This window comes from Streptomyces sp. CHD11, from assembly GCF_018638295.1.
Classification (GTDB): domain Bacteria; phylum Actinomycetota; class Actinomycetes; order Streptomycetales; family Streptomycetaceae; genus Streptomyces.
This window is the reverse complement of the sequence record NZ_JABTTS010000045.1, coordinates 15,000-34,729: the sequence shown is the minus strand read 5'-3', so window position 1 is coordinate 34,729 and position 19,730 is coordinate 15,000. Positions and strand designations below refer to the sequence as shown.

The following is a 19,730-nucleotide window of genomic DNA, read 5'->3' as shown; positions in this document are numbered from 1 at the left end:
GTTTCGGTGGTCATAGCGTAGGGGAAACGCCCGGTTACATTCCGAACCCGGAAGCTAAGCCTTACAGCGCCGATGGTACTGCAGGGGGGACCCTGTGGGAGAGTAGGACGCCGCCGAACAATCATTCAAACAGAAAGCCCCCGTGCCCTTCGGCACGGGGGCTTTCTGCGTTTACGGGTCCGCCGGCGAAGCCCGCCCCACCCGGCCCATTTCACGGATTACAGACGTCGCGGATCACAAGCGCCCCGCCGACTTCAAGGCCAGATACGCGTCCGCGAGGGCCGGTGCCAGTTCATCCGGGGTCGCGTCCACGACGGTGACGCCGCGCCGGCGGAGTTGTTCCGCGGTGCGGTCGCGTTCCGCCTGGGCCTGGGCCGCCGCCGCTGCCTGGTAGACGGCGTCGGCGTCTCCGCGCGCCGTGGCCATCCCGGCGATGTGCGGGTCCGCCACCGAGGCCAGGAGCACCGTATGGCGTTGGGTCAGCCGGCCGAGGACCGGCAGCAGGCCCTCCTCGATCGGGGCCGCGTCGAGCGTCGTGAGCAGCACGATCAGTGAGCGCCGGGGGGATGTGCGCAGGGCCGTCGCCGCAAGCCCCCGGGCGTCGGTTTCGACGAGCTCGGGCTCGAGCGTGGCCATGGTGCTGACGAGGGCCGGGAGGACGTCGCCCGCGGTGCGGCCCTGGACGAGGGCGCGCAGGCGACGGTCGTAGGCGAGGAGGTCGACGCGGTCGCCCGCGCGGGAGGCCAGGGCCCCGAGGAGCAGGGCCGCGTCCATGGAGGCGTCCAGGCGCGGGGCGTCGCCGACGCGGCCGGCGGAGGTGCGGCCGGTGTCGAGGACCAGCAGGATGTGTCGGTCGCGTTCGGGACGCCAGGTGCGCACGGCGACGGCGGACTGGCGGGCGGTGGCCCGCCAGTCGATGGAGCGGGTGTCGTCACCGGGGACGTATTCGCGCAGGCTGTCGAACTCGGTGCCCTCACCCCGGGTCAGCACGCTGGTGCGGCCGTCGAGTTCGCGCAGCCGGGCCAGCTTGGACGGCAGATGCTTGCGGCTGGTGAACGGCGGCAGGACGCGCACCGTCCACGGGACCTTGTGCGAGCCCTGGCGGGCGAAGAGGCCGAGGGGGCCGTAGGAGCGGACGGTGACCCGGTCGGACCGGCGGTCGCCGCGGCGGGTGGGGCGCAGCCGGGTGATGACGCGCCGGCGTTCGCCCGGGGGGATCACCAGACGGTGGCGGGAGGCCGCCACCTCCGTACCGGGTCGCCAGCTGCTCGGGGGCCAGGCGTCGCGGATGCGGGCGCGGAGCGGACGGCCGGACGGGTTGGTGATCGTCAGGGTGAGGTCGGCGGTGTCGCCGAGGCGTACGGAGGTGTCGCCGGAGCGGGTCAGGCCGAGCCGGCGCACCGGGGCGGCCAGGACGTAGTCACAGGCGCAGGCCACCGCCAGGGGGGCGTTGACGGCGAGGATGCCGGTCCAGCCGGGTTCCCAGATGCCGACGGGGAGGGAGCCGAGTGCCGCGAGCAGGGCGGCGCGTCCGGTGGGCGCCATCAGCGGGGGACGGGAACGTGGGCGAGGATCGCGTTGATGACCGAGTCGGTCGTGACGCCCTCCATCTCGGCCTCCGGGCGGAGCTGCACCCGGTGGCGGAGCGTGGGCAGGGCGAGTGCCTTCACGTCGTCGGGGGTGACGTAGTCGCGGCCGGTCAGCCAGGCCCAGGCGCGGGCGGTGGAGAGCAGCGCCGTGGCGCCCCGCGGGGAGACGCCCAGGGTGAGGGACGGCGATTCGCGGGTGGCGCGGCAGATGTCGACCACGTAGGCGGTGATCTCGGCGGAGACCGTGGTCGCCGCGACCGCGCGTCGGGCGGCTTCCAGGTCGGCGGCGTTGGCGACGGGGCGTACGCCGGCGGCGCGCAGGTCGCGCGGGTCGAATCCCCCGGCGTGCCGGGTGAGGACGTCGATCTCGTCCTGGCGGGAGGGCAGGGGGATGGTGAGCTTGAGGAGGAAGCGGTCGAGCTGGGCCTCGGGGAGAGGGTAGGTGCCCTCGTACTCGACGGGGTTCTGGGTCGCGGCCACCAGGAACGGGTCCGGCAGGGGACGGGGGGTGCCGTCGACGGTGACCTGGCGCTCCTCCATGGCCTCCAGCAGGGACGACTGGGTCTTCGGGGGCGTGCGGTTGATCTCGTCCGCGAGGAGGAGGTTGGTGAAGACCGGGCCCGGCTGGAAGGAGAACTCGGCGGTACGGGCGTCGTAGACCAGGGAGCCGGTGATGTCGCTCGGCATCAGGTCGGGGGTGAACTGGACGCGTTTGGTGTCGAGTTCGAGGGTGGCGGCGAGGGCGCGGACGAGGAGGGTCTTGGCGACGCCGGGTACGCCCTCGAGGAGGACGTGGCCGCGGCAGAGCAGGGCGACGACGAGGCCGGTCACCGCGGAGTCCTGGCCGACCACGGCCTTGGCGATCTCGGCACGCAGGGCCTCCAGGGAGGCCCGGGCGGCGGCCGGGTCCCCGGTGTGCGCGGCGTTGTCAGTGGTCGGGTCCATCATGGACGGCGTACCTCTCTTTCGAGGGCGTCGAGTTGGTCGGCGAGCCGGATGAGTGCGGTGTCGTCGCCGGGGGGTGGTCCGAAGAGGAGGGCGTGCAGGGAGGGTCCGTCGCCCTGGAGGTGAGCGGAGAGTGCGGGGAGCAGGGCCTCGGGCGCCTGGGCCTGGGAGGCCGGGACGCCCACGAGGGGGGCGAGGCGGGTGCGTGTGGTGGTGCGCAGAGCGGTGGCCGCGCGGTCGCGGGCGTTCGCCTTGCGGTAGAGGCGGGCGCGTCCTTCGGCGGTCTCGGAGGCGCGGATCGCGACGGGGAGTCTCTCGGCGACCAGCGGGCCGAGCCGGCGTGTCCGCCACAGGGCGGCCAGGGCCGCCGCGACGAAGAGTTGCAGGGTGCCCCAGAGCCAGCCGGAGGGGAGCAGGTCGAAGAAGCCGCGCTCGCCCTCCTCGGGGGCGGCGGAGGCGTCGGCGAGCGAGGGGAGGTACCAGACCAGGTGCGGGCGGGAGCCGAGCAGTTGCAGGGCGAGTGAGGCGTTGCCGTGCTGGTCCAGGCGGTTGTTGAGGAGGATGTCGGGCGCGCCGAGGACGACGGTGTCGCCTTCTCCGGAGGGGGCGGGCAGGCGCAGCAGGGTGGACAGGCGCTCGCTGGGGTAGCACTCGTCGGCGGTGAGATGGGTGGTGGTGTAGCGGATGCCGCCCGTGTCGGCGGTGCCCGCGCGGCGGGCGGCGGGCAGGGCGCAGTCGGGGGAGAGGGTGGAGCCGAAGCTGGTGGCGGGGTCGGCGGTGACGCCGGGAGCGAGGCGTTCCACGGAGGAGCTGCCTGAGGAGACCAGGACGGTGCGGCCGCCGGACCCGGCGAAGGCGGAGTGCAGCCTGGTCTGCTGACCGGGGGTCAGCAGGTCGGGGACGGCCACCAGGAGAGTGGTGTCGGGGCCGGTCGCGCCGGCGGCCTCGTCGAGTGTGGTGACCACTTCGGTCTGCACGCCGCGGTCGGCCAGCAGTTCGGCGACGGCGCGGCTGCCGTACGCGTCGGCGGAGCGCGGGTCGAGTTCGCCGTGGCGGGCGTCGGAGCGGACCACGGCGATCGCGACGGCCCCGGCGAGGAGCAGTACCAGCGCGAGGGCGATGCCCCGGCTGCGGGTCCACACCTGGCGGGCGGTGGGCGAGGCCGAGGTGGACGGGGGCGTGACCTCGGTCGTCATCCTGTGGCCCCCCGGCGGGTGTCGGTGTCCGTGCTCCCGGTGCGGCCGGCGCCCGCGAGCTGTGGTGTGGCGCGTCCCAGGTCGCGGTCGAGTCCGGCGATCTGCCGGTACGACTCCTCCGTCGCGGTCCTGCCGCCGTAGGTCACGTCGTCGAAGGCGCGGGCGGCGGTGCGCAGCCGGTCGGTGTGGGCGGGCAGGACGCGGCCGGCTTCGGCGGCGGCCTCGTCGGCGGTGCGGCCGGGGTGGATGTCGAGCAGGGCGCGCTCCTCGAGGGCGCGCACGATGGCCCGCATGCGTTCCTGGACGGCTCTGTTCCAGTGGCCCTGGGCGGCGTGTGCCTCGGCGGCCGCGCGGTGTTCGGCGGCGCTGCGCGGGCGGTCGTCGAACAGGGCCGGTGCGGATACCGGCCGGCGTCGCGGGGTGCCCAGCCGCCACCACAGGGCGGCCAGGACGGCGATCGCGGCGGCCACGATGACGATCAGGCCGAGTGCGCCGCCCGGGGTCGCGGTGGAGGCGGCGCCGAACAGTGTCCCGACCCAGTCCCAGAAGGCATCGAGGGCTCGCTGGTACCAGCTGGGGTCGTTCTCGTGGTACATGCTCTTGGACAGCTCGCGCCGGGCCGCTTCCCGTGCGGGATCACGCGGGACGGTGACGGGCGGCTCGTCGTCGCCGCGCAGCAGCAGACGTACGGCCGTGTCGGCGGCCGCGGGCCGCGCCGTTGCGTAGCTGAGAACTCCCCCCGTGGCGGTCACCGCATCAGCTCCCCGGGACGGCGCCGGGGCCGTGGTGCCGGACGCCTGCGGCGCGGGTCAGGTCGAGGTCGAGGGCCTCGCGGCGGATGCGCTGGTCGATGTAGAGCAGCACGGTGACGCCGGCGGTGATCGGGAACGTGATCATGGCGCCGATGACCGAGCCGATGCCGCTGATGATGAGGAACGTCCAGCCGATGTCGCCGCCGGCGCTGTTGAGGAAGCCGGTGACGCCGTCCCCGCTGAGGGCCGAGGCGAGGAAGGTGAACGGGATGACGATGATCGACGCGACGACGTTCGCGATGACCGTCGCGAGGAGCTGGATGCCGAAGACCCGCCACCACGAGCCGCGGACCAGCTTGGCGGAGCGGCTCATCGCCTTCCGGATGCCCTGCTTCTCCAGCATCAGGGTGGGCGAGGCCAGCGAGAAGCGGATCATCAGCCAGAGGGCGACCACACCGGCGCCGATGAGGCCGAGGACGGTGAGGCCCACGCCCACCTCGCTGCCGGCCGCCACGGTCACGAGGAGTCCGGGCAGGGCGCCCACGGTGACGACACCGGCGGTGATGAGCAGCAGCAGGCAGATCAGGCCGAACAGTTTGACGATCTGGGGGTGGGCGTCGCGCCAGGCCTCGCCGGTGGTGACCGGTTTTCCGAGTACCGCGCGGCTGGTGACGGTGGTGAGCAGGGCGGTGGCGGCGACCGTGCCGACCAGGGTGATGAGGAAGATCACGCCGGAGTTGAGCAGGGCGTCGCCCATGGCGTCGGTCAGTTCACCGAGGGTGGCGCTGGGGTCGTTGAGGGCCTCGGTACTCGCGTTGTCCAGGACGAGGCCCTGGAGCAGGACGACGACGATCTCGGTGAGGACGGCGACGGTGAGCGAGATGCCGAGGACCGTGCGCCAGTAGGTGCGCATGGTGGAGACGGCGCCGTCGAGGATCTCGCCGACACCGAGCGGCCGGAGCGGGATGACGCCGGGCTTGGCCGCGGGCGGCGGTCCGCCCCAGCCGCTGCCCCAGCCGCCTCCGGGGGCCCCGGGGCCGCCCGGTCCGCCGCCGGGGCCGCCGGGGGGCGGTGTGCCCCAGCCAGGGCCGGGCGGGGGCGGCGGAGTTCCGCCGGGGCCCGCGGAGCCGGTGGGCGAGGACCACTGGCCGGCCGGCGGCTGCTCCTCGGACCACTTCACGCCCGGCTCCTGTGGGGCCCGGCCCGGCTGACGGGACGGGTCCGCGGGCTGCTCGGGGTCCGGGCGGCCGGTGGGCCCGGCAGGTCCGGACGGCTCGGGTCCCCGCCCCTCGGACGGGGCGGATCCGGGCGAGGCCCAGCCCGGAGTGTCGTTCATCGTCGCTCCTTCACGGTGCCCGTCCGCGGTCGCGGCGGCAGCTTGGCAGCCATCGTGCCATGGGGTGGTCACCGGCGGACCTGGCGAGGTGCGGGCTGCGTGCCTTCGATAGTCGGCGTCAGAGGGGGCAGACTGGCCGCATGGCTGATCAGTACGCACACAGTGGCGACACCTTGCGGCCGACCGGGATCCCGGCACTGCGCTGGGAAGAACCCCCCGAAGGTCCCGTCCTGGTCCTGCTCGACCAGACGAGGCTGCCGGCCGAGGAGGTCGAACTCGTCTGTACGGACGCGTCCGCGCTGGTGGAGGCGATCCGTTCGCTCGCCGTGCGGGGTGCTCCCCTGCTGGGCATCGCGGGCGCCTACGGGGTCGCGCTCGCGGCGGTACGGGGCTTCGACGTGGACGACGCGGCGGCGGCGCTGGAGAGCGCCCGGCCCACCGCGGTGAACCTGGCCGGCGGCGTGCGCCGGGCGCACGCCGCCCATCGGGCGGTACTCGCCAGGGGCGGGGACTCCCGGCAGGCGGCCGGGGCCGCGCTGGCCGCCGCGCGGCAGCTGCACCGGGAGGACGCCGAGGCCAGCGCACGGATGGCCGAGCGCGGGCTGGCGCTGCTCGACGAGCTGCTGCCCGGTGGCATGCACCGGATTCTCACGCACTGCAACACGGGTTCGCTGGTCTCGGGCGGCGAGGGAACGGCGTTCGCGGTGGCGCTGGCGGCGCACCGCGTGGGGCGGCTGCGGCGGCTGTGGGTGGACGAAACGCGTCCGTTGCTGCAAGGTGCTCGCCTGACGGCATACGAGGCGGCCCGCAGCGGCATGGCGTACACCTTGCTCACCGACAACGCGGCGGGATCGCTGTTCGCGGCGGGTGAGGTGGACGCGGTGCTCGTCGGGGCGGACCGCATCGCGGCCGACGGTTCGGTGGCGAACAAGGTGGGGAGCTATCCGCTCGCGGTGCTCGCGCGGTATCACCATGTGCCGTTCATCGTGGTGGCACCGGTGACGACAGTGGATCCGGAGACGCCGGACGGGGCGTCCATCGAGGTGGAGCAGCGCCCCGGCCATGAGGTGACAGAGGTCACAGCACCGCAGGTGCCGGTGGCCGGGACTGAAGCGGGAGGCGGGATTCCGGTGGCACCCCTGGGGACCCAGGCGTACAACCCGGCGTTCGACGTGACACCGCCGGAGCTGGTGACGGCGATCGTGACCGAGGATGGCGTTGTCTCACCCGTGACGAACGAGGCCCTGGCCGCTCTGTGCGCGGGGCCGCGCCAGGTAACTCTTAGTTAATGGGATGATGTCGTTTATGAAGGGACGAGTCCTTGTCGTCGACGACGACAGCGCACTGGCCGAGATGCTCGGCATCGTGCTGCGCGGTGAAGGTTTTGAGCCGTCTTTCGTAGCCGACGGCGACAAGGCGCTGGCCGCCTTCCGCGAGACCAAACCCGATCTTGTACTGCTGGACCTGATGCTGCCCGGACGGGACGGCATCGAGGTGTGCCGCCTGATCAGGGCGGAGTCCGGGGTGCCGATCGTGATGCTCACGGCGAAGAGCGACACCGTCGACGTGGTGGTGGGTCTCGAGTCGGGGGCCGACGACTACATCGTCAAGCCGTTCAAGCCGAAGGAGCTGGTGGCCCGGATCCGGGCGCGGCTGCGCAGGTCGGAGGAGCCCGCGCCGGAGCAGCTCGCCATAGGCGATCTGGTGATCGACGTGGCCGGGCACTCCGTGAAGCGGGACGGGCAGTCCATCGCCCTGACGCCGCTGGAGTTCGACCTGCTGGTCGCGCTCGCCCGCAAGCCGTGGCAGGTGTTCACCCGTGAGGTGCTGCTGGAACAGGTCTGGGGCTACCGGCACGCGGCGGACACCCGGCTGGTGAACGTGCACGTCCAGCGGCTGCGCTCCAAGGTCGAGAAGGATCCGGAGAAGCCGGAGATCGTGGTGACCGTCCGTGGCGTCGGGTACAAGGCAGGACCGAGCTGACATGTCCGGTGACAGTGCCGCTTCGGCGCCCGGCCGGTCCGGGGGCCGTCCGGAGCGGCCTGTCGGCCGGAAGACCCCGGGCTCCCGCCGCACGCGGATTCTCGAGGGTGGCCTGCTGCAGGGCGGTGTCCAGGGCAGTCCGGTCATCCGGCTGTTCATGCGATGGGTGCGCCGGCCGCTGCTGCCCGTCATGCGGCTGTGGCGGCGCAACATCCAGCTCAAGGTCGTCGCCACCACACTGCTGATGTCGCTGGGCGTCGTCCTGCTGCTGGGCTTCGTCGTCATCGGGCAGGTCCGCAACGGTCTGCTGGACGCCAAGGTCAAGGCCTCCCAGAGCCAGGCCACCGGCGGGTTCGCGGTGGCCAGACAGCAGGCCGAGGAGGACGTCAGCGTCACGGGCGACGCGGAGACCGCGACGGACGGCGGGCCCTCGCAGAGCGTCATCCAGTGGATGAGCGACCTCGTCGAATCGCTCTCCAGCGGTGGTCAGGGCGCCTTCGACGTGGTGACCCTGCCCGCCGGCGACGAGAGCGGCAGCGGGCGTGGACCGCGCGCCTCCGGTCAGGTCAATCCGACGGCCAGTGTGCCCGCGGCGCTGCGCGAGCGGATCGACAGCAGTGTGGCGGCGGCACAGAGCTACACGCGCGTCGTCTACGACTCCGACAAGGAGTCGCAGCCCGCCCTGGTCATCGGCAAGCAGATCAACGACCCCAACGGCGACCCGTACCAGCTGTACTACCTCTTCCCGCTCACCCAGGAGGAGAAGTCGCTGAGCCTGGTCAAGGGCACGCTCGCGACCGCCGGGCTGTTCGTCGTCGTACTCCTCGGCGCGATCGCCTGGCTCGTGGTGCGCCAGGTCGTCACCCCGGTGCGGATGGCGGCCGGGATCGCCGAGCGGCTGTCCGCCGGGCGGCTCCAGGAACGGATGAAGGTCACCGGCGAGGACGACATCGCGCGGCTCGGCGAGGCCTTCAACAAGATGGCACAGAACCTTCAGCTGAAGATCAGCCAGCTGGAGGACCTGTCGCGGATGCAGCGCCGGTTCGTGTCGGACGTGTCGCACGAACTGCGCACACCGCTGACGACGGTACGGATGGCGGCGGACATCATCCACGAGGCTCGGGTGGACTTCGATCCGGTCACCGCGCGGTCGGCCGAGCTCCTCGCCGACCAGCTGGACCGGTTCGAGTCGCTGCTCGCGGACCTCCTCGAGATCAGCCGCTTCGACGCGGGCGCGGCGGCGCTGGAGGCGGAGCCGATAGATCTGCGCGAGGTCGTACGGCGGGTGGTCGGCGGGGCGGAGCCGCTCGCCGAGCGCAAGGGGACGGTGATCCGGATCACCGGCGACCAGCAGCCCGTCGTCGCCGAGGCCGACGCGCGACGCGTGGAGCGCGTCCTGCGCAACCTCGTGGTCAACGCGGTGGAGCACGGCGAGGGCAGGGACGTCGTCGTCCGGCTCGCCGCGGCCGGAGGCGCGGTGGCGGTGGCGGTGCGCGACTACGGGGTGGGACTCAAGCCCGGTGAGGCGACCCGGGTCTTCAGCCGCTTCTGGCGGGCCGACCCGGCCCGCGCGCGCACCACCGGCGGTACGGGCCTTGGACTGTCCATCGCTCTGGAGGACGCGCGGCTGCACGGTGGCTGGCTCCAGGCCTGGGGCGAGCCGGGCGGCGGTTCGCAGTTCCGGCTGACGCTGCCCCGGACCGCGGACGAACCGCTCAGGGGATCACCGATACCCCTGGAGCCCAAGGACTCGCGGCGCAATCGCGGGCTCGACGACGCGGGCCTGCCGCGCGGCGACGGCGGGAAGAGCGCCACGGTGCCGGTGCGGCAGCCGGGCGCCGACGGGACGGGCCGGGACCCGTTCGCACTGCCGTCCGCGTCCGCGCCCCCCACGGCCGACCCCACCGCCCTGCCCGGCAGCGGCGCACGCGTGGTGGCACGGTCCGGCAGTACACGCATGACGCCCGGGGCGCCGGGCGAGCAGGGCCCGCCGCACGGCGGGGACGACGGCACGGCCGCGCGGGAACCGGAGCGGGACACCGGCGAGGGGCCCGGCGGCGACGGCGCGGCGCGAGGCGCGCAGAGGGACGGGGAGGCATCGCGTGGGCGGTGAGCGCGCGGGGCGCGGCCGGGGGATACCGGGGCGGGCCGCGGTGTACGCGGCCTGCGGGGCCGTACTGCTGGCCGGGTGCGCCTCGATGCCCGACAGGGGCGATCTGCGGGGTGTCGAGTCCACGCCGCGGCAGGACGCCCAGGTGCGGGTGTTCGCCATGCCGCCGAGTGAGGACGCCACCCCCACACAGATTGTCCAGGGCTTCCTGGAGGCTCTGACCAGCGACGATCCGGACTACAAGACCGCGCGGCAGTATCTGGCCCCCGAGGCGGCGAAGACCTGGCAGCCGGAGCTGTCCACCACCGTGCTGTCGAACGGGCCCGCTGCCCAGGCCGACCGTCCGGACCAGGAGGACACCGGTGCCCTGTCCTACACACTGACCGGCACCAAGGTCGCCACCGTGGACGAGGAGCAGTCGTACATGCCCGACTCCGGGCGGTACGACAGGATCGTGCATCTCTCCAAGGACGCCAAGAGCGGCCAGTGGCGCATCGACGCGGTGCCGCAGGGCGTCGTCATGGGCAAGTCGGACTTCCAGCGCAACTACATGTCCGTCAACAAGTACTACTTCGCCTCGAACAACCCGTCGCCCGCCGCCACGGAGCTGCCGATGGCGGTCGCCGATCCCGTCTACGTGCGCAGGCACGTCGACCCCACGACCAGGATGGTGCGCTCCCTCATCAGCGGGCCCACCACCTGGCTGGACCCCGTCGTCCGGTCGAGTTTCCCCACCGGGACGGCGCTGCGGAGGGACGCGGGACCGCTCACACCGGACGACCGGGGCCGGCTGACCGTGCCGCTCAACGACAGCGCGGACGGCATCGGCACCGGCCGGTGCGAGGAGATGGCCGCCCAGCTGCTGTTCTCCCTGCGCGGTCTGAGCCCCGCGGTGGAGGAGGTCGAGCTGCGGGCCGGCGGCGGACAGCTGTGCGCGCTCACCCGTGAGGGCGCCGAGACCGTGGCGACCCGGGGCGCGCTGTACCAGCCGGACTACCTGTACTTCGTCGACACGGAGCGCCGGCTCGCGCGGATCGCCGCCGGCAGCAGCGACACGGACCCGGACCCGGTGCCCGGGGCGCTGGGCGAGGGCGGCAAGGCGCTGCGGTCGGTGGCGGTCGCACGGGACGAGCGCACCGCGGCCGGGGTCGCGCTCGACGGCAAGTCGTTGTACGTCACCTCCCTGGTGGCGGGCAGCTCCCTCGGGGAGCCCGTGCTGAGCAGCCGGGGCAGGACCGAGGAGGACCGGCTCACCACACCCAGCTGGGACGCGCAGGGCGGGCTGTGGGTCGCCGACCGTGACCCCGGCAACCCGGGGCTGTACCTGCTGGAGGAGGGCAAGGGCGAGCCGATCGAGGTGCGGACCCCGGGTCTGGACGGCCGGGTGCGGGCGGTCCGGGTGGCCGCCGACGGCGTGCGGATCGCGCTCGTGGTGGAGGAGGGCGACCGGCGCTCCCTGCTGATCGGGCGGATCGAACGGACCGGCACGGACGACGGTCCGGACGGCGCCCGGGGCGGGCCCGCGGCGGTCACCGTGCTGGAACTGCGCTCGGCGACGCCCGAGCTGGAGCAGGTCACCGCCATGTCGTGGGCCGGGGACAGCCGGCTCGTGGTGGTCGGGCGCGAGCGCGGGGGCGTGGAGCAGATGAAGTACGTCGAGGTCGACGGCTCCACGCCGGATGTGTCGCCGCCGGCGGCCCTGACCGGCGTCAAGGCCGTCACCGCCTCCGAGGACGAACTGGCACCGCTGGTGGCGTACTCCGTGGACGGGATCGTGCGGCTGCCCTCCGGGGCCCAGTGGCAGCAGGTGACGGAGGGAACGGCGCCCGTCTATCCGGGGTGAGCCCCGGGTCCGCCGGCCGGCCGTGTGAGTTGTCCACAGGGGTGGCCGGGCGGGGCGGGCGCCCGCACAGTGGGCTCATGCGGAACTGGTGGCCCGACCTCGCCGACCTGGTGCTCCCCGCCGAGTGCGGCGGATGCGGCAGGCTTCGTGCGGTCCTGTGCGACGGATGCCGTGCGGCGCTGAGCGGCGCCGCGCCGCGCCGGGTGCGGCCGGCGCCGGAGCCGGCCGGACTGCCGCCCGTGCACGCGGCGGCGCGGTACGCGGACGAGGTCCGCGCGGCCCTGCTCGCGCACAAGGAGCGGGGCGCCCTGGCGCTCTCCCGGCCGCTCGGCACGGCCCTGGCGGGAGCGGTGCGGTCGGGTCTGCGCGCGGCCCGTACCGGCGTTCCCGCAGGCCCCGAAGGCCCGGACCCGGCGTCGCGCCGGCTCCGCGGTGCCGGGGGCTGCTGGCTGCTCGTTCCGGTGCCCTCCGCGCGGCGGACGGTGCGGGCCCGCGGGCACGATCCCACCCTGCGGATCGCGTACGCGGCGGCGGGTGAGCTCCGCCGGGCGGGGGTACCCGTCCGAGTACTTCCCGCTCTGCGGCAACGGCGGGGCGTGGCCGACCAGTCGGGGCTCGGCTCCCGGCAGCGGCTGGCCAATCTCGCGGGGGCGCTGACGGTGGCCCCGGGGTGCCGGCGCCTGCTGCGCAGCGGCCGGGTCGTCCTGGCCGACGACCTGATGACGACGGGCGCGTCGCTGGCCGAGGCGGCACGCGCGGTGCGGGCGGTACGGGCCGAAGCGGAAGCGGATTCGAGTATTTCGGGGCCCGCTTTCGTGTACCTGGGTGAGACCTGGGAAAGGAGAGGGGAACAACGGAACGGACCGGTTCGACAGAGGCCGCGACGGCGGTCCGGCCGGCCGCCGGGACGGGCGGACGCGGACCCTGCCGAGGGGATCATCGATGTGGTGTGCGCTGCCGTTGTCGCGGCGTCGCCGGATGCTTTCGAAATACACCGGAACTGACTGAGAACGTGCGTCGTTGCAGGTTATAAGAGGGGTAGTTCTCCCGAATGGAGGTACGGCGCAGTAGAGGGTGACGCCATCCGTCCGGGCGAGATATGTTCGGTTGTGAGGGAAAGCCGCAGGCCACATCTCTCGAATCCGATTGCCGTGCCGCGGGGTTTTTCGCATCACCCGCGCCGGCGGAACCGGAGATCTCGCTCATGGGTCTGGAGGTGGAAGTCGCCGAGTCCGAGGCCTCGGACGACACCGGGGCCTGGTGCAAAAGGGAGACACTCCGCACCGAGGCGGAGTGATCCGGGAACGGAGTTCTGCGTGGACATCGTCGTCAAGGGCCGCAAGACCGAGGTGCCCGAGCGGTTCCGGAAGCACGTGGCCGAGAAGCTGAACCTGGAGAAGATCCAGAAGCTCGACGGCAAGGTGATCAGCCTGGACGTCGAGGTGTCCAAGGAGCCCAACCCCCGTCAGGCCGACCGCTGTGACCGGGTGGAGATCACGCTCCGCTCGCGCGGTCCGGTGATCCGGGCGGAGGCGGCGGCGAGCGACCCGTACGCGGCGCTCGACCTGGCAGCGGAGAAGCTGGACGCCCGGCTGCGCAAGCAGCACGACAAGCGTTTCTCGCGGCGCGGTGCGCGCAGGATCCCGGCCGCCGAGGTCGCCGACCACGTCCCGGGCGTGGCGACACTGAACGGGGCCGGCGCGAGCGTCCCGCAGGAAGAGCCGGAAGCAGTCCCCACGAAGAAGATCGGCTCGCTGGAGGTACAGGGGGACGGCCCCCTCGTCGTCCGCGAGAAGACCCACGTGGCAGCGCCCATGACCCTCGACCAGGCGCTCTACGAGATGGAACTGGTCGGGCACGACTTCTATCTGTTCGTCGACTCCGAGACCAAGGAACCCAGCGTCGTCTACCGGCGCCACGCCTACGACTACGGCGTGATCCACCTCAGCACCGACACGATGGTCACCGAGACGAACTCCCCCGAGGCGGGCGGAACCCTCGGCGGCTGACCTGCCGCGCGACAGCACGACCGGTGCCCCCGGGTGCGCGTGTGCGCCCCCGGGGGCACCGGCGTGCGCCCAGTCCGGGCACCTGCCGGGACCCCGGTGTCGTCCGGGCATGGAATCATGGCGGCAACGGCCCAACCGGTGGGTCGTTGCTCTGGGTTGGCGCCGGCCGGGATCACGGGCCACAGCCTTCAGGGGGAGGAACGATGGCGGACAGCTTCGGACCGATGCAGCACGAGGATGCCGGCGGCGGCGTCGTCGGCATGGGCCCGGACGCGGACACACCACGCAAGGAGCCGATCAGAGTCCTTGTGGTGGACGACCACGCGCTGTTCCGCCGCGGACTGGAGATCGTCCTCGCGGCCGAGGAGGACATCCAGGTCGTCGGCGAGGCGGGGGACGGCGCCGAGGCCGTGGAGAAGGCGGCCGACCTGTTGCCGGACATCATCCTGATGGATGTGCGGATGCCCAAGCGGGGCGGGATCGAGGCCTGTACCTCCATCAAGGAGGTCGCCCCGAGCGCCAAGATCATCATGTTGACGATCAGCGACGAGGAAGCCGATCTCTACGACGCCATCAAGGCGGGCGCGACCGGCTATCTGCTCAAGGAGATCTCCACGGACGAGGTGGCCACCGCCATTCGCGCGGTGGCCGACGGACAGTCCCAGATCAGTCCGTCCATGGCGTCGAAACTGCTCACCGAGTTCAAGTCGATGATCCAGCGGACCGACGAGCGCCGCCTCGTGCCCGCGCCCCGGCTGACCGACCGTGAGCTGGAGGTTCTCAAGCTGGTGGCCACGGGGATGAACAACCGCGACATCGCCAAGGAGCTGTTCATCTCCGAGAACACGGTGAAGAACCACGTACGCAACATCCTGGAGAAACTCCAGCTGCACTCCAGGATGGAGGCGGTGGTCTACGCGATGCGGGAGAAGATCCTCGAGATCCGCTGAGATCCGCGGGACTTGCCGAAACCCCGGGCGGCTCCGGGCCCCGGAGTCCGGACGACCCCGGACCCCGGGCAGGGCTCACGCCAGGGACCGGGCGAGTTCCAGGGTGAGGGCCTCGCGCAGCCCGGGTGCGTCGACCCGTTCCACCCGGACGTCGGTGCAGTCCACCCACCCCGCGGCCTCCACCAGCGCCTGGGCGACGGCCGGGACCGCCTTGCTGCCGTCCAGCGTGACCTGCCTGGCCACCAGCGTGCGGCCCTCACGGGCCGGATCGACCCGCCCCACCAGCCGTCCGCCCGCGAGGACGGGCATCGCGAAGTAGCCGTACACCCGCTTGGGCTTGGGAACGTACGCCTCCAGACGGTGGGTGAAGCCGAAGATCCGCTCGGTGCGCGCCCGCTCCCACACCAGGGAGTCGAACGGCGACAGCAGCGTCGTACGGTGCCGCCCGCGCGGCGGGCTCGCCAGGGCCGCCGGATCGGCCCAGGCCGGCTTGGACCAGCCCGCCACCGTCACCGGGACCAGGCCCGAATCGGCGATCACCTCCTCCACCTGCTCGGCCCTGAGGCGGTGGTAGTCGGCGATGTCCGCGCGCGTACCGACGCCGAGGGACCGGCCCGCCAGCCGGACCAGACGGCGCAGGCACTCCGCGTCGTCCAGCTCGTCGTGCAGCAGGTCCGCCGGGACGGCGCGCTCGGCGAGGTCGTACACCCGCTTCCAGCCGCGCCGCTCGACGCACACCACCTCGCCGTACATCAGCGCCCGTTCGACGGCGACCTTGGTGCCGGACCAGTCCCACCACTCGCTGGTGCGCTTGGCGCCGCCCAGCTCGGTGGCCGTGAGCGGGCCCTGCGCGCGGAGCTGCCTGATCACCTGGTCGTAGGCGCCGTCGGGCAGCTCGTGGTTCCAGTGCGGACGGGCGCGGTAGGCGCGGCGGCGGAAGGCGAAGTGCGGCCACTCCTCGATGGGGAGCACACACGCGGCGTGCGACCAGTACTCGAACGCGCGCGGCGGCTCCGACCCCCGCTTCCAGTACGCCTCCTCGACCGTCCCGCGTCCCACCGCGCCCAGCCGCGCGTAGGGGATCAGCTCATGGGAGCGGGCGAGGACGGAGATGGTGTCGAGCTGCACCGCGCCGAGGTGGCGGAGGACCCCGCGCACGCCGGAGCGGCGGTCGGGGGCGCCGAGGAAGCCCTGGGCGCGCAGCGCGATACGGCGGGCCTCGTCGGCCGAGAGTTCCATGGTCGGACGCGGGAGGGTCGTCATAGGTCGGCACGATAGAGGGCGCCACTGACACGCACGGCCCGCCCGGGTGTCAACCCCGCCCCGGCACGTACGGGGCCGTGGACGCCAGTCCCAGGTCGGAGGGGAGCAGCGAGCCCACCCAGCAGTCCCGCAGCACTCCCTTGTTGTTGAGCGACGAGCGCAGCACGCCCTCGACGGTGAAGCCCGCGCGCTCCGCCACCGCGCGGGAGGCGGTGTTGCCGACCTCCGCGCGCCATTCCATGCGATCGACCGACAGCTGGGTGAAGGCCCAGCGGGAGGCGGTAACGGCGGCCTCGGTGATGTAGCCGTTGCCGCGGTGCTCCTTCGCCCCCCAGTAACCGATCTCACCCGTACCGAGCGAGCGCATGGTGATGCCGATCATGCCCGTCAGCTCCCCGGTGGACGGCAGGAAGACCCCGAAGGTGAACATCGAACCGTTCGCCCAGCCGTCGGGGGCCATCTGCTCGGTGAACCCCCGCGCGTGCTCGGGAAGATACGGGGAGGGGATCGTGGTCCAGCGCTGGATGTCCGGGTCCTGGCAGATCGCGTACACGGCGTCGGTCTCCCGCGGGCCGACGGTACGCAGCAGGAGACGGTCGGTGGTGAGCGTGACGGGTTCCATCGGCCGATTCTGCTCACGCGGCGGGCGGGGCGCCATCCCTCTCGCCGTGCGTGAGTACGTGATCACCTCCGGTGTGATCGGCCGGGCCGGTGCGGCACCATCCGGCGGCCCCGGGCGTTGTTCCTTCGAGGCAGCCGTGACGCGGATGGGGAGCAGCCGACGGTCACCCCGCGGCAGGCCTCCCGGCGTGGCGGGGTCCTCGCATACGATGGCCGTTGCTCAGCCAGTGAAATGGAAACCGACCGTCCCAGGCCCGACCGGCAAGGAGACCAACCCCCGTGTCCGTCCTCTCGAAGATCATGCGTGCAGGCGAAGGCAAAATCCTGCGCAAGCTGCACCGCATCGCGGACCAGGTCAACTCCATCGAAGAGGACTTCGAAGGCCTCTCCGACGCCGAGCTGCGGGCCCTCACCGATGAGTACAAGCAGCGGTACGCCGACGGTGAGAGCCTGGACGACCTGCTGCCCGAAGCCTTCGCCACCGTCCGCGAGGCCGCCAAGCGCGCCCTGGGACAGCGGCCCTACGACGTCCAGATCATGGGCGGCGCCGCCCTCCACATGGGGTACGTGGCCGAGATGAAGACCGGTGAGGGCAAGACCCTCGTCGGCACCCTGCCCGCGTACCTCAACGCCCTGTCCGGTGAGGGCGTCCACATCATCACGGTCAACGACTACCTGGCCGAGCGCGACTCCGAGACGATGGGCCGCGTCCACCGCTTCCTCGGCCTGGAGGTCGGCTGCATCCTCGCCAACATGACGCCGGCCCAGCGCCGCGAGCAGTACGCCGCCGACATCACGTACGGCACGAACAACGAGTTCGGCTTCGACTACCTGCGCGACAACATGGCGTGGTCCAAGGACGAGCTCGTCCAGCGCGGCCACAACTTCGCCATCGTCGACGAGGTCGACTCGATCCTCATCGACGAGGCCCGTACGCCGCTGATCATCTCCGGTCCGGCCGACCAGGCCACGAAGTGGTACGGGGACTTCGCCAAGCTGGTCAAGCGTCTCAAGCGCGGCGAGCCCGGCAACCCGCTCAAGGGCATCGAGGAGACCGGCGACTACGAGGTCGACGAGAAGAAGCGCACGGTCGCGATCCACGAGTCCGGTGTGGCCAAGGTCGAGGACTGGCTCGGTATCGACAACCTGTACGAGTCGGTCAACACCCCGCTGGTGGGCTACCTGAACAACGCCATCAAGGCCAAGGAGCTCTTCAAGAAGGACAAGGACTACGTCATCATCGATGACGAAGTCATGATCGTCGACGAGCACACCGGCCGTATCCTCGCCGGCCGCCGCTACAACGAGGGCATGCACCAGGCCATCGAGGCCAAGGAAGCGGTGCCGATCAAGGACGAGAACCAGACGCTCGCCACGATCACGCTGCAGAACTTCTTCCGCCTCTACAAGCGCCACGACCACAACGGCAAGGAAGTCCCCGGCCTGTCCGGCATGACCGGTACGGCGATGACCGAGGCCGCCGAGTTCCACCAGATCTACAAGCTCGGCGTGGTGCCCATCCCGACCAACCGGCCGATGGTCCGCAAGGACCAGTCGGACCTGATCTACCGCACCGAGGTCGCCAAGTTCGAGGCGGTCGTCGACGACATCGAGGAGAAGCACGGCAAGGGGCAGCCGATCCTCGTCGGCACGACGTCGGTGGAGAAGTCCGAGTACCTCTCGCAGCAGCTCAGCAAGCGCGGCATCCAGCACGAGGTGCTGAACGCCAAGCAGCACGACCGGGAGGCGTCGATCGTCGCCCAGGCCGGCCGCAAGGGCAGCGTCACGGTGGCCACCAACATGGCCGGCCGCGGTACGGACATCAAGCTCGGCGGCAACCCCGAGGACCTCGCCGAGGCGGAGCTGCGCCAGCGCGGCCTCGACCCCGAGGAGCACATCGAGGAGTGGGCGCAGGCCCTGCCCGCGGCCATCGAGCGGGCCGAGGCGGCGGTCAAGGCCGAGAAGGAAGAGGTCGAGAGGAACGGCGGTCTCTACGTCCTGGGCACCGAGCGCCACGAGTCGCGGCGGATCGACAACCAGCTGCGCGGTCGTTCCGGCCGTCAGGGCGACCCCGGCGAGTCCCGCTTCTACCTCTCGCTCGGCGACGACCTGATGCGGCTGTTCAAGGCGCAGATGGTCGAGCGCGTGATGTCCATGGCGAACGTGCCGGACGACGTGCCGATCGAGAACAAGATGGTGACCCGCGCGATCGCGTCCGCGCAGTCGCAGGTGGAGACGCAGAACTTCGAGACCCGCAAGAACGTCCTGAAGTACGACGAGGTCCTCAACCGGCAGCGCGAGGTCATCTACGGCGAGCGGCGCCGCGTCCTGGAGGGCGAGGACCTGCAGGAGCAGATCCAGCACTTCATGGACGACACCATCGACGCCTACGTCCAGGCGGAGACCGCCGACGGCTTCCCCGAGGACTGGGACCTGGACCGGCTGTGGGGCGCGTTCAAGCAGCTCTACCCGGTGAGCGTCACCGTCGAGGAGATGGAGGAGGAGGCCGGCGACCGGGCGGGCCTGACGGCGGAGTTCATCTCCGAGTCCATCAAGGACGACATCCGCGCCCAGTACGAGGCCCGCGAGGCGCAGCTCGGCTCCGAGATCATGCGTGAGCTGGAGCGCCGGGTCGTGCTGTCGGTCCTGGACCGCAAGTGGCGCGAGCACCTCTACGAGATGGACTACCTCCAGGAGGGCATCGGCCTGCGCGCGATGGCGCAGAAGGACCCGCTGGTCGAGTACCAGCGCGAGGGCTTCGACATGTTCACCGCGATGATGGACGGCATCAAGGAGGAGTCCGTCGGCTACCTGTTCAACCTGGAGGTCCAGGTCGAGCAGCAGGTCGAGGAGGTTCCGGTCGAGGACGTCAAGCCGGTCGCCGACCTGGAGAAGCAGGACGCGGTGCCCGCGCAGGCGGGGCCCCGGCCGGAGATCCGCGCCAAGGGACTCGACGCCCCGCAGCGGCGGAACCTGCACTTCTCGGCGCCGACGGTGGACGGCGAGGGCGGCACCATCGAGGGTGAATTCGCCACCGACGACGAGCCGGTGCGCTCCGAGGCGGACGGCCTCACGCGCGCGGAGCGCCGCAAGCAGGCTCGCGGCGGGCGCCGCCGCAAGAAGTGAGCGGTGC

General features: G+C 72.1%; 15 protein-coding genes and 1 rRNA gene. 9 read left to right on the top strand and 7 right to left on the bottom strand.

Going from position 1 to position 19,730, the window contains the following annotated elements; all coding sequences use genetic code 11:
• Positions 1–2: 2 nt before the first annotated feature.
• Positions 3–119, top strand: a 5S ribosomal RNA gene (gene rrf, locus HTV45_RS31765).
• Positions 120–234: 115 nt separating this feature from the next.
• On the opposite strand, the gene HTV45_RS31760 is transcribed toward rrf, so the two are convergent.
• The 5 genes from HTV45_RS31760 to HTV45_RS31740 are packed head-to-tail and all read right to left on the bottom strand — an operon-like array spanning position 235 to position 5,818.
• Positions 235–1,545 (bottom strand): DUF58 domain-containing protein, encoded by a 1,311-nt coding sequence (locus HTV45_RS31760; RefSeq protein ID WP_215209362.1) that lies wholly within the window; start codon positions 1,543–1,545, stop codon positions 235–237.
• Positions 1,545–2,534, bottom strand: coding sequence for a MoxR family ATPase (locus tag HTV45_RS31755; RefSeq protein ID WP_215209361.1), 990 nt, complete (start codon positions 2,532–2,534; stop codon positions 1,545–1,547). The genes HTV45_RS31760 and HTV45_RS31755 overlap by 1 nt, the downstream gene beginning before the upstream one ends.
• On the bottom strand, positions 2,534–3,730 hold the full coding sequence (locus tag HTV45_RS31750; protein WP_215209360.1) for a DUF4350 domain-containing protein: 1,197 nt from the start codon (positions 3,728–3,730) through the stop codon (positions 2,534–2,536). Before HTV45_RS31750 ends, HTV45_RS31755 begins: the two co-directional genes overlap by 1 nt.
• Positions 3,727–4,482: a DUF4129 domain-containing protein gene (locus tag HTV45_RS31745; RefSeq protein ID WP_215209359.1), complete on the bottom strand. Its 756-nt coding sequence runs from the start codon at positions 4,480–4,482 to the stop codon at positions 3,727–3,729. The genes HTV45_RS31750 and HTV45_RS31745 overlap by 4 nt, the downstream gene beginning before the upstream one ends.
• Before the next feature lie 4 nt (positions 4,483–4,486).
• Positions 4,487–5,818, bottom strand: a complete 1,332-nt coding sequence (locus HTV45_RS31740) for a glycerophosphoryl diester phosphodiesterase membrane domain-containing protein (RefSeq protein WP_215209358.1) — start codon at positions 5,816–5,818, stop codon at positions 4,487–4,489.
• A gap of 140 nt (positions 5,819–5,958) precedes the next feature.
• Between HTV45_RS31740 and mtnA the strand changes: the two genes are divergently transcribed.
• The 7 genes from mtnA (at position 5,959) to HTV45_RS31705 (ending at position 14,713) form a co-directional block, all read left to right on the top strand.
• Positions 5,959–7,107: an S-methyl-5-thioribose-1-phosphate isomerase gene (gene mtnA / locus HTV45_RS31735; RefSeq protein WP_215209357.1), complete on the top strand. Its 1,149-nt coding sequence runs from the start codon at positions 5,959–5,961 to the stop codon at positions 7,105–7,107.
• Between the two features lie 4 nt (positions 7,108–7,111).
• Positions 7,112–7,801, top strand: a complete 690-nt coding sequence (gene mtrA, locus HTV45_RS31730) for a two-component system response regulator MtrA (RefSeq protein ID WP_004987303.1) — start codon at positions 7,112–7,114, stop codon at positions 7,799–7,801.
• A 1-nt stretch (position 7,802) separates the two neighbouring features.
• The gene (gene mtrB / locus HTV45_RS31725) at positions 7,803–9,914 is read left to right on the top strand and encodes an MtrAB system histidine kinase MtrB (protein WP_215209356.1); all 2,112 of its coding nucleotides are present in this window, start codon (positions 7,803–7,805) and stop codon (positions 9,912–9,914) included.
• Positions 9,904–11,754 carry an LpqB family beta-propeller domain-containing protein gene (locus HTV45_RS31720; RefSeq protein WP_215209355.1) on the top strand — a complete coding sequence of 617 codons (1,851 nt, stop codon included), beginning with the start codon at positions 9,904–9,906 and terminating at the stop codon, positions 11,752–11,754. The genes mtrB and HTV45_RS31720 overlap by 11 nt, the downstream gene beginning before the upstream one ends.
• Before the next feature lie 77 nt (positions 11,755–11,831).
• Positions 11,832–12,758 carry a ComF family protein gene (locus HTV45_RS31715; protein ID WP_215209354.1) on the top strand — a complete coding sequence of 309 codons (927 nt, stop codon included), beginning with the start codon at positions 11,832–11,834 and terminating at the stop codon, positions 12,756–12,758.
• Positions 12,759–13,070: 312 nt separating this feature from the next.
• Positions 13,071–13,763 (top strand): ribosome-associated translation inhibitor RaiA, encoded by a 693-nt coding sequence (gene raiA, locus HTV45_RS31710; RefSeq protein WP_215209353.1) that lies wholly within the window; start codon positions 13,071–13,073, stop codon positions 13,761–13,763.
• Positions 13,764–13,966: 203 nt separating this feature from the next.
• Complete coding sequence (locus HTV45_RS31705; RefSeq protein ID WP_215209352.1) at positions 13,967–14,713, top strand: response regulator transcription factor; 747 nt, start codon at positions 13,967–13,969, stop codon at positions 14,711–14,713.
• Positions 14,714–14,788: 75 nt separating this feature from the next.
• Here the strand turns inward: HTV45_RS31705 and HTV45_RS31700 are convergent, their stop codons facing one another.
• Together HTV45_RS31700 and HTV45_RS31695 are read right to left on the bottom strand one after the other, a co-directional pair.
• Positions 14,789–15,976 carry a winged helix-turn-helix domain-containing protein gene (locus HTV45_RS31700; protein WP_215209351.1) on the bottom strand — a complete coding sequence of 396 codons (1,188 nt, stop codon included), beginning with the start codon at positions 15,974–15,976 and terminating at the stop codon, positions 14,789–14,791.
• A gap of 49 nt (positions 15,977–16,025) precedes the next feature.
• Positions 16,026–16,598, bottom strand: coding sequence for a GNAT family N-acetyltransferase (locus tag HTV45_RS31695; RefSeq protein ID WP_215209350.1), 573 nt, complete (start codon positions 16,596–16,598; stop codon positions 16,026–16,028).
• A 278-nt stretch (positions 16,599–16,876) separates the two neighbouring features.
• On the opposite strand from HTV45_RS31695, the gene secA reads away from it, so the two are divergent.
• Positions 16,877–19,723 (top strand): preprotein translocase subunit SecA, encoded by a 2,847-nt coding sequence (gene secA, locus HTV45_RS31690; RefSeq protein WP_215209349.1) that lies wholly within the window; start codon positions 16,877–16,879, stop codon positions 19,721–19,723.
• The last annotated feature ends 7 nt before the right edge of the window (positions 19,724–19,730 follow it).

Bases quoted from the DNA above. Each gene is read 5' to 3' on its own strand.
- HTV45_RS31760 (WP_215209362.1), bottom strand. From the start codon at position 1,545: ATGGCGCCCACCGGACGCGCCGCCCTGCTCGCGGCACTCGGCTCCCTC.
- HTV45_RS31755 (WP_215209361.1), bottom strand. From the start codon at position 2,534: ATGGACCCGACCACTGACAACGCCGCGCACACCGGGGACCCGGCCGCC.
- HTV45_RS31750 (WP_215209360.1), bottom strand. From the start codon at position 3,730: ATGACGACCGAGGTCACGCCCCCGTCCACCTCGGCCTCGCCCACCGCC.
- HTV45_RS31740 (WP_215209358.1), bottom strand. From the start codon at position 5,818: ATGAACGACACTCCGGGCTGGGCCTCGCCCGGATCCGCCCCGTCCGAG.
- mtnA (WP_215209357.1), top strand. From the start codon at position 5,959: ATGGCTGATCAGTACGCACACAGTGGCGACACCTTGCGGCCGACCGGG.
- mtrA (WP_004987303.1), top strand. From the start codon at position 7,112: ATGATGTCGTTTATGAAGGGACGAGTCCTTGTCGTCGACGACGACAGC.
- mtrB (WP_215209356.1), top strand. From the start codon at position 7,803: ATGTCCGGTGACAGTGCCGCTTCGGCGCCCGGCCGGTCCGGGGGCCGT.
- HTV45_RS31715 (WP_215209354.1), top strand. From the start codon at position 11,832: ATGCGGAACTGGTGGCCCGACCTCGCCGACCTGGTGCTCCCCGCCGAG.
- HTV45_RS31705 (WP_215209352.1), top strand. From the start codon at position 13,967: ATGGCGGACAGCTTCGGACCGATGCAGCACGAGGATGCCGGCGGCGGC.
- HTV45_RS31700 (WP_215209351.1), bottom strand. From the start codon at position 15,976: ATGACGACCCTCCCGCGTCCGACCATGGAACTCTCGGCCGACGAGGCC.
- HTV45_RS31695 (WP_215209350.1), bottom strand. From the start codon at position 16,598: ATGGAACCCGTCACGCTCACCACCGACCGTCTCCTGCTGCGTACCGTC.